Consider the following 14890-nt stretch of genomic DNA (forward strand, 5'->3'; position numbering starts at 1 on the left):
TAGGCGCTCGCGAACAACCCGCAGCTCGAACCGGGCAAGGAGTCGTCCGTGCTAGACGTACGCCGCCTGCGCATCCTCCAGCACCTCGCCGCCTACGGGACCGTCGCGGCCACCGCGGAGGCCCTGCACCTGACCCCGCCGGCCGTCTCCCAGCACCTCGCCGCCTTGCAGAAGGAGGCCGGCATGCCCGTGGTGGAGAAGCACGGCCGCACACTGCGGCTGACCGCGGCCGGGGAACTGCTGGTGGCCCACGCCGAGATCATCCTGGCGGAACTCGCGGCAGCCGAATCCGGCCTGGCCGCCCTGCGGAGCGGTCGGCACGGCATCGTGCGGATCACCGCCTTCGCCTCCGCGGCCCGCGCACTCGTCGCTCCCCTGTGGCAACGCCTCGCCGGCACCGATGCCGCGTCGGCCCTGTCGCTGCGACTGTCCGTCCAGGAACCCGACCAGGCCCTGGACGAGCTGCGCAAGCGCTCCACCGACCTCGCCCTCGTCCACAGCTACACCGTGCTGCCGCGCAGCTTCCCCGCCGCGTGCGAACAGACCGTCCTCATGGAGGAACCGGTACTGCTCGCCCTCCATCCCCGCCAGGCCGAGGCACTGGGACTGACCACCGGGCAGCCAGCGGACCTGTCCCGGACGTCACATCTGCCGTGGCTGACCCCAGGCCCGGAGACCTCCTGCTACGAGATGATCCAACGTGCCTGCGGCGCGGCCGGTTTCGTCCCCGACATCAGGACCCGCAGCAGCGACTTCTCCGTGCTGACGGCCCTGGTGGCGGCGGGAGCGGGCGCCGCCCTCGTCCCCCGGATGGCGCTGCCGGACACCGCCGCGTCCCTCAGCCTCCACCCGCTGCTCCATCCGGTATCCCGCACCATCTTCACCGTGAGCCGCGCGGGAACCGGAAAGCACCCTGACCTGCGACGCGTCCTGGACCTGCTCCGCGACCCGCCCCCCGACCCTGACGACACACCGTCCGGCTGACCGCCGACATCAGACGTGCAGGACGCCTGACCAGATCTGCGCGCCCCTGGGGAGCCCCTCCCGGCGTTCCCCGAGACCGGGAGAACCGCATCCGGGGCAGCGATGATCGGCAGCGACCTCAGGTGCGGAACGCGAGGCGAAGTCCGCGCACCTCACAAGGCGGAGACATCACCCCTGTCTTTTCGGCAGGCCGCCATTCCCGTCCGCCCCCTGAGGGCCCACCGTCCGGAGCCCGACGGCGTCTCGACTCACTGGTCAGTGGAATTCAGCGCGTAGGTCCATGGCGCGCTTATGCGGTGGAAACACTGGGTGCTGTTACCTGGTCCCCGCGCCGGGGCGACCCCGGTCGCAGCGGCACCGCCACCTTCCGCCGGCGGGTATGTGACACAGAAGGCGAGACCTCGTCATGGCATTCGCTGGGCCGAGCGGCACCCCCGACGAACTCTTCAAGGCCGGCAGGTTCAAGGAGGCCGACCGGGGTTACGAGCAGGTACTTGAGGGCGATCCGGACAACGCGCATGCGTATGCGCAGCGCGGCTACATCGCTCTTCTGTCCAACGGCTTCGCCGACGCCGAAAGGTTTCTGACCAGGGCCGTCGACCTGGCGCCCGGCGACAGCGCCTCGAAGGAGCGGCTGGCGGACTGTTTCGTGCGGCAGGACCAGCTGGGCCGGGCCGTGCCGCTACTGCGCGCGGCCGGACGCGAGGCAGCGGCAAAGCAGTACGAGAGCGTGACCGGGACGCCGTTCGAGATACGCGGACCCCGATCGACACGCCTCCCCATCGACTTTCGGTATCCCATCCCCCTGGTCAGGGCATCGGTGAACGGGGCCGAACCGGTGGCGTTCACCATCGACACCTACGCATCGCTGGCGCTCACGATGGAGACGGCGGAGAAGGCCGGTCTCCGCGCCGTGGCCACCAGTACCGGCAGGAACCCCCAAGAGACCTTCACCATCTATCACGGCATCGTCGATTCGTTCAGGGTCGGGGAGTTCGAGCTGCGCAACGTCCCGGTCCTGTGGCATAAGGCCGAGATGCCGCACCCCCTGGGCGTCCCGCAACCGAACGGCGCCTTCGGAACGACCGTCTTCTATCATTTTCTTACCACGATAGATTTTCCGAACAACGCGCTCGTCCTGCGCCGGAAGACCAAGGCGCAGCTCAGGGAGTTCCGCTCCGAAGCCGAGCGGGCAGGCGCCGACCGCCTGCCGTTGTGGCTGGTGAACACCCACTTCCCCTGCACGTTGGGGAGTCTGAACGGCTACGGGCCGAAGGTCGCCTCCGTCGACCTCGGCGCCGAAGGAGCCATCCAAGTCGGCACGAGACCCGAGGTGGCCGAGCGCGCGGGCCTGCGGCCCGACCATGACCGCCCCGCAGTGTTCGCCACGGCGGAAGCCACCTACCCCTTCGTGGCGCCGAAGGCAGGCGTGGGGAACGCCGTCGCACGAGATGTATACGGATGGGTCTCCGAGAACTTCGGGTTCGACGAGCGATTCGGCTTCGAGACGATCGGAAACTTCTCGCAAGAATTCTTCAAGGAGTTCAGCATCACTTTCGATTACGCCGGGATGAACCTCTACATATCGAGCAGGTAGCCGTGCAAGCTGCCCAACTGAAGGTGAGGCCACTCCATGGACGTCGGAACTCCCGGCGAAAGTCCTGACGAGCTGTTCAAGACCGGAAGGTTCGAGAAAGCCGACGAGGGCTACGCGAGGATCCTTGAACGAGCGCCGAACGATCCGCGCGCCAACGCGCAGCGAGGCTATATCGCGCTGCTGTCCAACAGGTTCGCCGACGCCGAGAGGTTCCTGATGAAGGCGGTCGACCTGGCACCCGCCGACGCGTTCTCGAAGCAGCAGCTCGCCGACTGCTACGTGCGGCAGGACCAGCTCACCCGGGCGGCGCCGCTGCTGAGAGCCGCCGGTCTCGAAGGCTACGCCAGGCAGTACGAGAGCGTGACCGGCACACCGAACGAGGTACACGGTCCGCAGCGCACACGGATTCCCTTCACGACGCTCAACCCGGGGCCCACCATCGAGGCCGCGGTGAACGGGGTCGAGTCGGGGACGTTCGGTCTCGACACCGGTGCGCCGCTGGCCCTCACGACGGAGACGGCGAAGAAGGCCGGTCTGCGCGCGGTGTCGACCAGCAAGGGCCGGAACCCTCAGGAGACCTTCACCATCTACCACGGCATCGTCGACTCATTGCGAATGGGCGACATGGAGCTCCGCAACGTCCCGGCGGTGTGGCATAACGCCGAGATGCCGCACGCCCTCGGGGTCGGCCAGCCCGAAGGCGTCATCGGGACCACGGTCTTCTACCATTTCCTGGCCACGATGGATTTCGCGAACCAGGCACTGATCCTGCGGCGGAAGACGGCGGCACAGCGACAAGCGTTCCGCGTCGAGGCGAAGCGGGCGGGCGCCGAACGCCTGCCGCTTTGGCTCGCGGACACCCACATGCCCCACACGCTGGGCAGCGTCAACGGCTATGGCCCCGGACTGGTCGGTCTCGACACCGGGGTCGAGGGGGCCATCCAGGTCGGCACCGACGAGCAGACGGCCGAGCTGGCGGGTGTGCGGCTGGACTACGGCCGTCCGGTCACCTTCGCCGGAGCGGACGAGACCTACCCCTTCGTCGCCCCCGTGGTGAGCCTGGGACGCGCGGTCTCGCGGAACGCCTACGGTGTCGCCGTCCGAAGGTCGGGGCTCGACGACCGCCTTGGATTCGAGACGATCGGCAACTTCTCGCAGGAGTTCTTCAAAGCCCTCGCCGCCACATTCGACTATGTCGAAATGGACCTCTACATCACGGGAGGCGGACAACAATGAGCGAAAGCAGCACCGACCGGCGGAGCTTCCTCCGCCAGGCCGGGCTGACCGTCGGCGCCGCCACCGCCCTTCCGCTTCTGGGCGCCCAGCGAGCCGGAGCAGCCACATGGGGGCCGGAGGACGCCGCCACAGGATCGCATGCTGATCGGCTCTTCCGTGCGGGCAGGTTCGAAGAGGCAGACCGAGGCTACGCGCGGATTCTGCGCGGTGACCCCGACAACGCGCATGTCCATGCACAGCGAGGCTATATCGCACTGTTGTCCAACAGATTCACCGATGCCGAGAAGTTCCTGACAAAGGCGGTGGGCCTGGAGCCCGGCGACACGTTCTCGAAAGAGCGGCTCGCGGACTGCCATGTACGGCAGGACCGCTTCGCGCAGGCGGTGCCGCTACTGCGGGCGGCCGGCAAGGAGGCGTATGCCGAACAGTACGCCAGCCTGTCCGGCACACCGTACGAGGTACGCGGCGCCCAGAGCACACGGCTCGCGTTCACCGCCCTCAACCCGATGCCTCTGGTGGAGGTCTCGGTGAACGGGGCCCCGGCCGCACAGTTCATCCTCGCCACCGGGGCACCCTTGGCGTTCACGATGGACACGGCCGAGAAGGCCGGGCTGCGCGCGGTGGCCACCAGCACCGAGACCGTCGGCTATCAGGCGGTCACCATGCATCACGGCGTGGTGGGATCCCTGCAATTCGGCGGCATCGAACTGCGCAACGTCCCGGTCGTCTGGCACGACGGCGAGCAGCCCCACCCCCTGGGGCAGCGGCAGCCGGCGGGCACCCTCGGCACGTCGCTCCTCTACCATTTCCTGGCGACGGTGGACTTCGGCAACAGGGCCCTCACGTTGCGGCGGAAGACCGGAGCGCAGCTGAACGAGTTCCGAGCCGAGGCCAGGCGCGCCGGAGCCGATCGCCTGCCGTTGTGGCTGGCCGACGCCCGCCTTCCCTGCACGCTGGGAGGTCTCAACGACCACGGGCCGAAGGTCGTCACCCTCGACACCGGAGTCGAAGGGGCGGCGGGCGCGGTGTCCGTCATCACGACCGAGGCGACAGCCGAACGGGCGGGTATACGCATGGATCACAAGCGGCCGAACGTGTACGGCGCCAAAGAGGATGCCACGCCGTTCATCGTGCAGAGGCCGAGCATCGGAAGGATGACGGCACGGAACCTCTACGGGTTCGCACTCAAACAGCCGCTGTTCGATGAACGCATCAGGTTCCAGACGCTGGGCAACTTCACCCTTGAATTCCTGAAGCCCTTCGCCCTCACCTTCGACTACGCCAATATGCACCTCTACGTTTCCCACAAATAGCCGGCCGGATACGGATGGCTCTCCGTGCTGTTCAGCCGTCGATCGCGAAGCCCATCGCGACGGCGGCGGTGACCACGATCTGGCCAGGTGCGAAGTCCTCCTCTACACCGCCGCTGACTCCGCCGTGGCTGTAGGTCTTCAGGCGTTCGGGATCAACGTCCTCGATGTGCAGGACCCTGCCGAGCTCGATCCCCGCTGCTTCGGCGTAGAGTTCGGCCTTGGCGCGGGCCGCGCCGACAGCGTCCCGGCGTGCCTGTGCGCGGAGGGCCCGTTTGGTCCGGACGTCGAACTCGATCCCGTTGATTCGATCAACTCCGGCGTCGACGATCTCGGTCATCAGCTGCTGTAGCGATTCGATCGCCGCTGTCTCGATCTCGTAGTCGGCCTCGCATTTGAAACCGGCCTTTCTGCGCGTCTCAAGGGCAGGGCTGTATTCGTAGTGCGTGGCGAGTTTGAGGTGGGACGGCGCGACACCCGCGTCCGGAATCTGATGCGAGCGCAGCACGGCACGGAAAGCAGTGATCACTCTCTGCGCCGCCTGGAACGCCTCGGCAGGGGACTGTTCTATGCAGGCGAGTTCGACCTTCACTCGCGCGAAGTCGGGCTCGGCCGCGATGGTGGCGGCGCCGAACGTCGCCACACCCCAGGGTTCAGAGATCTTCGGGTCGTTGAGCACGGTGGCCTCCATCGTCAGGATCAGAGATATGAAGCTCGGACAACTGCGCAAGCGCGGTTGATGGCGTTTGCGATCCACGTTGTTCTGGTGCGGGAGCACCAGAACAACCGCGCGGCCTAGTCCCGCCGCACCAGCAGAAGTCGATGGCCGGCGACGATGCCCCGCACCACGCCAAGAGGGAAGTGTTGGAGGCACGCGAATCTCACGCGTGTCCCCTCACCTCACAGCGTACGGAGTGATCAGCCTATGACGACGGTTCCTTCCCGGACCGGGCGATGGAAGCACCGGCGCCGAAATGTCAGTGGCCTGTGGCGATGAACGGAACATCTACGCCCGAGTCCGTGAGTTCCCCTGCCCGCGTCGGAGGACTTTCGATCGGTGCCCTTGGCGTTCTCGCGCTCGCTCTCGGCTCCCTGCAATCGGTGGTGGAGCCCTCGCTCCCACTGCTGCAACGTGAACTGGACGTCAGCCCGGCCGAAGGCGCTTTGATCGGCAACACCTTACTCATCACCGGCGCGGTCGTCACACCCGTCGCGGGCAAACTCGGCGACCGTTACGGCGGAAAGCGCGTGCTGGTCTGGTTGATGGCCGTGGTCTCGGCCGGCGGGCTTCTGGCCGGCCTGGCACCGAGCCTGCCGGTGTTGCTGCTCGGCCAGGTTTTGCAGGGCGTCATGGTGGGTGTGCTGCCCCTCTCATTCATCCTGGTGCGCAAGCATCTCCCGGCCGGGCGGTCGCAGGTGGCGATCGGGCTGGTCGCCGCACTGTTCACGGCGGGCGGAATGGTGGGGACGCTGTTCGCGGGCCCGCTCGCCGAGGGACTGTCCTGGCATTGGATGTTCGCGCTGCCGACGATCGCGGTCATCGCGTCGACATTGGCGGTGATCCGGCTGATGCCGCACGATCCGCCGGTCCGGTCGGGCGACAGGCTCGACTGGCCGGGCGTGGTCCTGCTGAGCGGCACGTTGCTCGTGTTCATGCTCGGGCTCGTGACGATGACGGACGCCGACGCGTCGCGGTCGGCAGTCGGCCTGGTCGTGGTCGCCGTGGTCGCGTTCGGGACCGGTTGGGTCGTCGTGGAACGCCGGGCCTCCTCGCCCATGGTCGATCTCCGCATGCTGGCGAAGCCCGCGATCTGGACTTCATGTCTGTTCACCTTCATCATGACCACCGGCTTCGGGATGGTGCTCATCCTGCTCCCGCAGCTGTTCGCGGTGTCGGGCGACGGATACGGCTTCGGAGCCGATACCACCGCCATCGGACTCCTCCTGCTGCCCGGCGCCATCGCCGGGGCGGTGAGCGACTCGGTCGGCGGAATCGCGGCGCGGCGTTTCGGCCCGCGTCCCGTGGTCATCGCGGGCGCCGTGGTCACGACGGCGACGATGGTCGCCCTCGTGTCCCTGCACGACGCCGAATGGCAACCGGTGCTCGCGAAGGTGCTGGTCGCGCTCGCCACGGGCGCCGGAACCACCGCGCTGCTCGCAGGCACCGCCACCGCCGTCGAGCCCAAGGACACCGGCATCGCCACCAGCCTGCTCGTGGTGACACGCGTGATCGGGGTCGCCCTGGGAGCCCAGATCGGCGGCGCGATCCTCGCCGCCGATGACGATCCGATGACGGGGCGGCCGACCGAGTCGGCTTTCGTCACAGGTTTCGCCGTCGCCGGTCTCGTCGCGGCGTTGCCGCTGGTCGTTGTCCTCATCACGAAGAAGGGAGCCCGGTCATGACATCTGCCGGTTCGTCGAGGGGTGCGACCGCCACCGCCGAACGCAGAGTCCTGATCTCCGGTGCCGGTGTCGCCGGACCCGCGCTCGCGTACTGGCTGCACCGCTCCGGATTCGCGGTCACCGTGGTGGAGAAGGCACACGGACCGCGCGACGGCGGTTACCCGATCGACATCCGAGGCACCGCGACGGAGGTCGCCAGGCGGATGGGCATCCTGCCCCGGCTACGTGAGGCGCACATCGACACACGTCGCTGCACCTTCCTCAACCCCGACGGCAGCGTATTGGCCTCGGTCGTCCCGCACGCCATCGCCGGCAGTGCCGAGGGACAGGACGTCGAGGTGACCCGAGGCGATCTCGCCACGATCCTCTACGGCGTGGTCCGCGACGACGTGGAGCTTCTGTTCGACGACTCCGTCGACACCCTCGACCAGTCCGCCCAAGAGGTCGAGGTCACTTTCCGGAGCGGCGAACAGCGGACGTTCGACCTGGTATTCGGCGCCGACGGCATGCACTCACATACCCGGCGAATTCTGTTCGGCCCCGAAGAACGGTTCCACCGCTACCTCGGCTACTGCTTCGCCATCTTCACCATGCCGAACACCTTCGGGCTCTCCCGGGAAATCATGCTGTGGAACAGCCCCGGAAAGACCGCGGCCCTCTACGCCGTCGGCGACGACGAAGTGCACGCCTTCTTGAACTTCCATCGCCCAGAGCCGCCGTCCGACGCCCTCCGGAACCCCGAGGCCCAACGGGACCTGGTCGCGACGGCCTTCGCGGGCGCGGGTTGGAAGGTCCCCGGCATGGTGGACGCCATGCGCGACGCCGATGACCTGTTCTTCGATACCGCAGCCCAGATCCGGATGCCCCAGTGGTCCAAGGGCCGCGTCGCACTCGTCGGCGACGCCGCGTACGCACCCTCGTTCCTCACCGGACAGGGCACGAGCCTCGCACTGGTCGGCGCCTACATGCTCGCCAGCGCCCTGGCCGCGAACCGGGACCACACCACCGCCTTCGCCGCCTACGAACACGGCCTCCGCGAGTTCGTCACCATGAACCAGGCCCTGGTCGACAACGGCGCGGCCACGCTGTTCCCCACCACGGCGCAGGCCCTGGAACAACGCAACGCCAGGCTGCGCGACCTCGTCACGATGCCCGCGCGAACGGCGCCACCGGCCCACTCAGCCCTCACACTGCCCGAATTCACCCCGACACCCTGATCCCTCGGTGGCGTGCTGGCGGTCGGCGGTGTCTCGGACGGTCTCGACGAGTCGCGGTATTCCTCGCGGATCCAGCACCACCACCGCGACCGCCGGACGCCAGAGGCTCCTCTGGTCGTGACGTGCGCTCGGCGCTTGGACGGACGCGAGGCGGCCACCGAATCGGGCGGTGATCTGGGGTTAGGTTAGGCTTTCCTCGCTTGATGGGTCGTTCTGGAGGAAATGTGCTGCCGCTCGGACGTGACGGACGTGGATGAGCACGCTGCTTGAGCAGCGTCCCGTCAACGGGACGGCGCCCGTCCGGCGCGGGCGAGTCCTGGGGCTCGGCCTGCTCGTGCTGGTCGTCGCCGTCGCGGGGGCCGCGTCGCTGGCCGTCGGCGCGCGGGCGTTGAGTCCCGCCGAGGTGTGGCGCGGGCTGTTCGCGGGGCCGGACGCCGACCAGCGGCTCTCCGAGATCAGGCTCATCGTGCAGACGGTGCGGGTGCCCCGGACGGTCCTCGCCGTCGTGGCGGGCGTCGCGCTCGGGGTCGCCGGGGCGATGGTCCAGGGCTGCACGCGCAACCCGATCGCCGACACCGGCCTGCTCGGGGTGAACTCCGGCGCGTCGGTCGCCGTGGTGGCGGCGATCTCCGTGTTCGGTCTCGCCGACCCGCTCCAGTACGTCTGGTTCGCCTTCGCGGGCGCCGCCGTCGCGGGCGTCGTCGTGTTCGGGCTGGCGAGCATCGGACGCGGCGCGGGCAACCCGCTGACGCTCGCGCTGGCCGGGCAGGGCGTGACGGTGTTCCTGGCGGCGATGACCACGGCGATCTCGCTCCAGGACAAGGCGGCGCTGAACGCGTGGCGGTTCTGGAACGCGGGCACGGTCGCGGGCGCGGGGTTCGCGGTGATCTGGCCGGTGACCGCGTTCGTCGTGGTCGGGCTGGTGCTGGCCGCCGTCACGCTGCCCGCGATCAACCTGCTCGACCTGGGCGACGACGTGGCGCGCGGGCTCGGGGTGAACGTGGCCCTGCACCGGACGCTCGGCATCGCCGCCATCACGCTGCTGGCGGGCGCGGCGACGGCCGCGTGCGGGCCGATCGCCTTCCTCGGGCTCATGGTGGCCCACGTGTCCCGGCACCTGACCGGCCCCGACCACCGCTGGCTGGTGCCCTACGCGGGCCTGCTCGGCGCCGCCGTCCTGCTGGTCTGCGACATCGTCGGACGCCTGGTCGTCCGGCCGGGCGAGTTGGAGGCGGGCATCGTCGTCGCCCTCGTCGGCGCGCCGTTCTTCGCGGCCCTGGTGTGGCGCGGAAGGTTCAGGAGCGCATGACCGGGACGGACGCGAGGCCCGCCATGGCGCCGGGTGTGCGGCTCGGCCGCGTGTCGTTCGTGTGGCGGCCGTGGCCGGTGCTCGTCACGCTGCTGCTGGCGGCGGCGGCCTTCCTGGTGTTCTGCCTGTCGATCAGCTTCGGCGACTTCACCATCGCCCTCCCCCGCGTGATCGCCACGATCACCGGGCGGGGCGAGCGCGTGGACGAGTTCGTCATCATGGACCTGCGGCTGCCGCGCGCCCTGGCCGGGCTCGTGGCGGGGATCGCGCTCGGGTTGTCGGGGGCGATCACGCAGTCGCTCGCGCGCAACCCGCTGGCCAGCCCGGACGTCCTCGGCATCACCACCGGCGCCGGCGCGGTCGCGGTGTTCCTGGTGACGGTGTCGGGCGGGACGACCGCCGCGATCATGAGTTCGGTGGGCCTGTCGGCGGCGGCGCTGGCGGGCGGGCTCGGTACGGGCGTGCTGGTGTACGTCCTGGCGTGGCGGCGCGGGATCGACGGGATGCGGCTCGTCCTGATCGGCATCTCGGTGAGCGCGGTCATGCAGGCGATCACGAACTGGCTGCTGGTCACGGCCGACATCCGCGACGTCGCCCGCGCCCAGGCATGGCTGGTCGGCTCGCTGGCCGACCGGACGTGGAACGAGGTCTGGGTGGCGACGTGCTGCGGGCTCGCGCTGCTCGCCGTCGTGGCGGCCGCGTCCTTCCAGTTCAAGCCGATGCACTTCGGTGACGAGATCGCGGCGGGCCTCGGCGTCCGGCACGGCCGGGTGCGGGCGGTCCTGCTGCTGTGCGCGGTGCTGCTGGCCGGCGTGGCGGTGAGCGCGGCGGGCCCGGTCCCGTTCGTCGCGCTGGTGGCGCCGCAGGCGGCGATGCGGCTGGCGCGCCGTCCGACGCCGCCGCTGGTGGCGTCCGGGCTGGTGGGCGCGCTGCTGCTGAACGGCTCGGACGTGCTGGCGCGGACAGCGCTGCCGGTCGCGCTCCCGGTCGGCGTGGTCACCGCCGCGATCGGCGGCCCGTTCCTGGTCTACCTGCTGGTGCGGGCGAACCTCAGAAAGGCGGCATGACGGTGGACGAGCGGGGCGGGGCGGCGCGCGGCCCGCGGCTGGCGGCGCGGGAGGTCTCCGTCGGGTACGGCGGACGGACGGTCATCGACGGCCTCGACGTGGCGATCCCGCCGGGGGTGATCACGACGATCATCGGGCCCAACGGCTGCGGCAAGTCGACGCTGCTCCGGACGCTGTCCCGGCTGCTCAAGCCGTCCGCGGGAACCGTCGTGCTGGACGGCGCGGACATCACCGGACTCAAGGCCAGGGACGTCGCGAGGAAGCTCGGCCTGCTCCCCCAGGCACCGGTCGCGCCGGAGGGGCTGACGGTGGCCGACCTGGTCGCCAGGGGCCGCCACCCGCACCAGAGCTGGCTGCGGCAGTGGTCGTCGGACGACGCCGACGTCGTCCGGCGCGCGCTGGAGATGACCGGGGTCGCCGACCTGGCGGACCGTCCCGTCGACGCGCTGTCGGGCGGGCAGCGCCAGCGGGTCTGGATCTCGATGACGCTGGCGCAGGGCACCGACCTGCTGCTGCTCGACGAGCCCACCACCTACCTGGACCTGGCGCACGCCATCGACGTCCTCGACCTGGTGGACGACCTGCACGAGGCCGGCCGCACCGTCGTCATGGTCCTGCACGACCTCAACCTGGCCACGCGCTACAGCGACAACCTCGTCGTGATGCGGGACGGCGCGATCCTGGCGCAGGGGCACCCGCGCGACGTGATCACCGCCGAGCTGCTGCGCGAGGCGTTCGGGCTGCGCGCCGAGGTGATCGACGACCCGGTCGGCGACCGTCCGCTCATCGTGCCGATCGGTCGCGCGCACACCCTCCCCCGCCAGGTATGACCCGAAACGCCAGGTAGATCGCCATTAGGTTAGGCTTCCCTTATTTTCATCGCCCCGCCCGCGCCGCGCGGCGTCACGGCGGACGGCACAGAACCAAGGACCTCGATTGCTCCTCCCACGCACGACCATGACCAGGCCCCTGCGACGGGCCGCGACGATCCTGGCCGCACTGACCCTCGGCGCCGGCCTCCTGGCGGGATGCGGCTCCGACTCGTCCGACACGACCGGTGACAGCGGGCCGGCGGCCGCTGGTGGAACGTTCCCGGTCACCGTCGACCACGCCTTCGGCTCCACCGAGATCGAGAAGGCCCCGAAGCGGGTCGTCTCGGTCGGCTACACCGACGACCAGGCGATCCTGGCGCTCGGCACCCGGCCGGTCGGCATGGTCGACCAGTACCCCAACCCGCCGGGCAGGTCTCCCGACGTCAACACCCAGTGGCCGTGGGTCAAGGCCAAGTGGGGCGACGCGCGTCCGGAGGTCATCATGAGCAACGGCGACTCCGGCCCGAACTACGAGAAGATCGCGTCGCTGCGCCCCGACCTGATCGTCGCGGTCTACTCCGAGATCGACAAGGCCGCCTACGACAAGCTCTCCAAGATCGCGCCGACGGTCGGCCGCACCAAGGCCGAGAAGGAGCCGTTCAGCGCGCCGTGGCAGGACAACGCGGTGCACATCGCCAAGGCGCTCGGCAAGGAGGCCGAGGGCACCCGGATGGTGCGGGAGATCCAGGGCCGGCTCGACGCCGCCCGCAAGGCGCACCCGGAGTTCGCCAGCCAGACCGCCGTCGCGCTGTCCTGGTACAAGGGGTCGGTCGCGCCGTTCACCACCACCGACGTGCGCGGGCGCCTGCTCACCGGCGTCGGCTTCAAGGGCGCCACCGAGATCGACAAGATCGCGGGCGGCAAGTTCTTCACCACGCTGTCGCCCGAGCGCATCGACCTCGTCGACGTCGACCGCATCTTCGTCATCAACGACCAGGCCGACCAGGCGGCGCTCAAGCGGTTCCCGCTGTTCGCCAACCTCCCGGCGGTGAAGCGGGGCAAGGTGTCCTACCTGCCCGACGGTGAGGGCTCGGCGGTCGGCGCGGCGATGTCGCAGGCCACGCTGCTGTCGCTGCCGTACGCGATCGACGAGATGGTCAAGTCGGTCGGCGGGGTGTGACCCCCACCGAGCCCGAGGCGGCCCTGCGCACGGCGAGCGGACGCGAGGCGGCCCGCTGGGTGGCGGCGTACTGCCGCGCCGTGCCCGGACTGTCGGCCGCGACCGTCCTCACGACGGTGGCCGGGGCGGCGCTCCAGGTGCTGCCGGTCCTCCTGCTCGGCCGCGTGGTCGACGCGGTGGCCGGCGGCGGGCCGGAGTCCACCCTGGCCACCGTCGGGGGCGTGCTGGCGGCCGCCGTGCTGCTCGGCGCGGCCGCCACCGCGGCCTCGGCCCATCTGATCGGACGGCTGGGCGCGGGCCTGCTCGCGCGGCTGCGGGAGGGCGCCGTCCGCGCCGTACTGGCGATGCCGAGCGCCCGGGTCGAGCAGGTCGGACGGGGAGACGTGCTCTCCCGGGTCGGCGACGACGTGGCCGTGCTGTCCAAGGGCCTCCGGACCGCCGTCCCCACCGTCTTCTCGGCGGGCGTGCTGGTCGCCATCGCCACGGCCGGCATGTTCGGCCTGGACTGGCGGCTCGGCCTGGCGGGCGCGGGCGCGCTGCCCGCCTACGCGCTGGCCCTGCGCTGGTACCTCCCCCGGTCCGCGCCGCTCTACCGGCGGCAGCGCGTCGCCCAGGCCGACCGCGCGCAGGCGCTGATCAGCGGCCTGAACGGGATCGACACCGTCCGCGCCTACCGGCTGGAGGGCGCCTTCCGCGCCCGGGTCACCGCCGAGTCGTGGCGGGTGCGCGACCTCGGCATCGAGGTGTTCCGCCTGTTCGGACGGTTCGTCGGCCGGGAGAACCGCGCCGAGTTCGTCGGGCTTGTCCTGATCATCGTGGTGGGGTACGCGCTGCTGGAGGCCGGCGCGGCGAGCCTCGGCGACGTGGCGGCGGCGCCGCTGCTGTTCCACCGGCTGTTCAATCCGCTGGGCGCGATCCTGTTCACCTTCGACGAGGCGCAGAAGTCGGGCGCGAGCCTGACCCGCCTGGTCGGGGCGATGGCGGAGGGCACCGAGGAGCGCCTGGTGGGCGACCCGACCGCCGCCGCGTCCGGGGCCGCCGCGTACCCGGTGACGGTCGAGGGCCTGACGTACGGCTACACCGGCGGCGAGGAGCCCGTCCTCCACGGCATCGACCTGGCGATCCCCGCCGGTGGCTCGCTCGCGCTGGTGGGGGCGTCCGGCGCGGGGAAGACGACGCTGGCCGCGCTCGTCGCGGGCATCGGGACGCCGTGGTCGGGTTCGGTGCGCGTCGGCCCGACGGATCTGTCCGTCCTGGACGAGGCCGGGGCACGCGCCCTGGTGAGCATCCTGACGCAGGAGACGCACGTGTTCTCCGGCCCGCTCGCCGACGACCTGCGGCTGGCCGCGCCCGACGCGTCCGACGCCGACCTGCGGGACGCCCTCCGCACGGTGGGCGCGGACGGCTGGGTCGACGCGCTGTCCGACGGGCCGGCCACCCGGGTCGGCGAGGGCGGCGAGCGCCTGGACGCCACCAAGGTCGCGCAGATCGCGCTGGCCCGCCTGGTGCTCGGCCGCGCACCGGTCGTGGTGCTGGACGAGTCGACCGCCGAGGCGGGCAGCCAGGGCGCCGCCGAACTGGAGCGCGCCGTCCTGGCGGCGTGCCGGGGCCGCACGGCGCTGTTCGTGGCGCACCGGCTGACCCAGGCGGTGGCCGCCGACCGCGTCGCCGTGCTGGACGCGGGCCGCGTCGTGGAGATCGGCACCCACGAGGAACTGGTCGCGCTGGACGGCCGGTACGCACGGCTGTGGCGGGCATGGCGGGAGGGGAGCTAG

The 14890-nt window shown here is 70.4% G+C and carries 12 protein-coding genes; 11 read left to right on the forward strand and 1 reads right to left on the reverse strand.

What is annotated here, in order from left to right; translation table 11 throughout:
* Positions 1-48: 48 nt before the first annotated feature.
* The 4 genes from GNZ18_RS22570 (at position 49) to GNZ18_RS22585 (ending at position 5130) form a co-directional block, all read left to right on the forward strand.
* Positions 49-984, forward strand: coding sequence for a LysR family transcriptional regulator (locus GNZ18_RS22570; protein ID WP_216651406.1), 936 nt, complete (start codon positions 49-51; stop codon positions 982-984).
* A gap of 406 nt (positions 985-1390) precedes the next feature.
* Positions 1391-2581, forward strand: a complete 1191-nt coding sequence (locus GNZ18_RS22575) for an aspartyl protease family protein (RefSeq protein WP_156218549.1) — start codon at positions 1391-1393, stop codon at positions 2579-2581.
* A gap of 36 nt (positions 2582-2617) precedes the next feature.
* Complete coding sequence (locus GNZ18_RS22580) at positions 2618-3817, forward strand: aspartyl protease family protein (RefSeq protein ID WP_156218550.1); 1200 nt, start codon at positions 2618-2620, stop codon at positions 3815-3817.
* A complete protein-coding gene (locus GNZ18_RS22585) occupies positions 3814-5130 on the forward strand; it encodes a retropepsin-like aspartic protease (RefSeq protein WP_156218551.1) in 1317 nt (438 codons plus the stop codon). Before GNZ18_RS22580 ends, GNZ18_RS22585 begins: the two co-directional genes overlap by 4 nt.
* Before the next feature lie 31 nt (positions 5131-5161).
* Here GNZ18_RS22585 and GNZ18_RS22590 read toward each other — a convergent pair whose 3' ends face one another.
* Positions 5162-5818 carry an SIMPL domain-containing protein gene (locus tag GNZ18_RS22590; RefSeq protein WP_156218552.1) on the reverse strand — a complete coding sequence of 219 codons (657 nt, stop codon included), beginning with the start codon at positions 5816-5818 and terminating at the stop codon, positions 5162-5164.
* Between the two features lie 329 nt (positions 5819-6147).
* On the opposite strand from GNZ18_RS22590, the gene GNZ18_RS22595 reads away from it, so the two are divergent.
* The 7 genes from GNZ18_RS22595 to GNZ18_RS22625 all read left to right on the forward strand — a co-directional run bounded on the left by GNZ18_RS22595 (position 6148) and on the right by GNZ18_RS22625 (position 14890).
* On the forward strand, positions 6148-7530 hold the full coding sequence (locus tag GNZ18_RS22595; protein ID WP_216651407.1) for an MFS transporter: 1383 nt from the start codon (positions 6148-6150) through the stop codon (positions 7528-7530).
* Positions 7527-8747, forward strand: a complete 1221-nt coding sequence (locus tag GNZ18_RS22600) for an FAD-dependent monooxygenase (RefSeq protein WP_156218554.1) — start codon at positions 7527-7529, stop codon at positions 8745-8747. Before GNZ18_RS22595 ends, GNZ18_RS22600 begins: the two co-directional genes overlap by 4 nt.
* Before the next feature lie 253 nt (positions 8748-9000).
* Positions 9001-10056, forward strand: a complete 1056-nt coding sequence (locus tag GNZ18_RS22605) for a FecCD family ABC transporter permease (protein ID WP_156218555.1) — start codon at positions 9001-9003, stop codon at positions 10054-10056.
* Positions 10053-11123 carry a FecCD family ABC transporter permease gene (locus tag GNZ18_RS22610; RefSeq protein ID WP_156218556.1) on the forward strand — a complete coding sequence of 357 codons (1071 nt, stop codon included), beginning with the start codon at positions 10053-10055 and terminating at the stop codon, positions 11121-11123. Before GNZ18_RS22605 ends, GNZ18_RS22610 begins: the two co-directional genes overlap by 4 nt.
* Positions 11120-11953, forward strand: a complete 834-nt coding sequence (locus GNZ18_RS22615) for an ABC transporter ATP-binding protein (protein ID WP_156218557.1) — start codon at positions 11120-11122, stop codon at positions 11951-11953. Before GNZ18_RS22610 ends, GNZ18_RS22615 begins: the two co-directional genes overlap by 4 nt.
* A 127-nt stretch (positions 11954-12080) precedes the next feature.
* A complete protein-coding gene (locus GNZ18_RS22620) occupies positions 12081-13115 on the forward strand; it encodes an iron-siderophore ABC transporter substrate-binding protein (protein ID WP_156218558.1) in 1035 nt (344 codons plus the stop codon).
* Complete coding sequence (locus GNZ18_RS22625; protein ID WP_312874677.1) at positions 13112-14890, forward strand: ABC transporter ATP-binding protein; 1779 nt, start codon at positions 13112-13114, stop codon at positions 14888-14890. Before GNZ18_RS22620 ends, GNZ18_RS22625 begins: the two co-directional genes overlap by 4 nt.

The organism is Actinomadura litoris, from assembly GCF_009733595.1.
GTDB lineage: Bacteria > Actinomycetota > Actinomycetes > Streptosporangiales > Streptosporangiaceae > Spirillospora > Spirillospora litoris.

Bases quoted from the DNA above. Each gene is read 5' to 3' on its own strand.
- GNZ18_RS22575 (WP_156218549.1), top strand. From the start codon at position 1,391: ATGGCATTCGCTGGGCCGAGCGGCACCCCCGACGAACTCTTCAAGGCC.
- GNZ18_RS22580 (WP_156218550.1), top strand. From the start codon at position 2,618: ATGGACGTCGGAACTCCCGGCGAAAGTCCTGACGAGCTGTTCAAGACC.
- GNZ18_RS22585 (WP_156218551.1), top strand. From the start codon at position 3,814: ATGAGCGAAAGCAGCACCGACCGGCGGAGCTTCCTCCGCCAGGCCGGG.
- GNZ18_RS22590 (WP_156218552.1), bottom strand. From the start codon at position 5,818: ATGGAGGCCACCGTGCTCAACGACCCGAAGATCTCTGAACCCTGGGGT.
- GNZ18_RS22600 (WP_156218554.1), top strand. From the start codon at position 7,527: ATGACATCTGCCGGTTCGTCGAGGGGTGCGACCGCCACCGCCGAACGC.
- GNZ18_RS22605 (WP_156218555.1), top strand. From the start codon at position 9,001: ATGAGCACGCTGCTTGAGCAGCGTCCCGTCAACGGGACGGCGCCCGTC.
- GNZ18_RS22610 (WP_156218556.1), top strand. From the start codon at position 10,053: ATGACCGGGACGGACGCGAGGCCCGCCATGGCGCCGGGTGTGCGGCTC.
- GNZ18_RS22615 (WP_156218557.1), top strand. From the start codon at position 11,120: ATGACGGTGGACGAGCGGGGCGGGGCGGCGCGCGGCCCGCGGCTGGCG.
- GNZ18_RS22620 (WP_156218558.1), top strand. From the start codon at position 12,081: ATGACCAGGCCCCTGCGACGGGCCGCGACGATCCTGGCCGCACTGACC.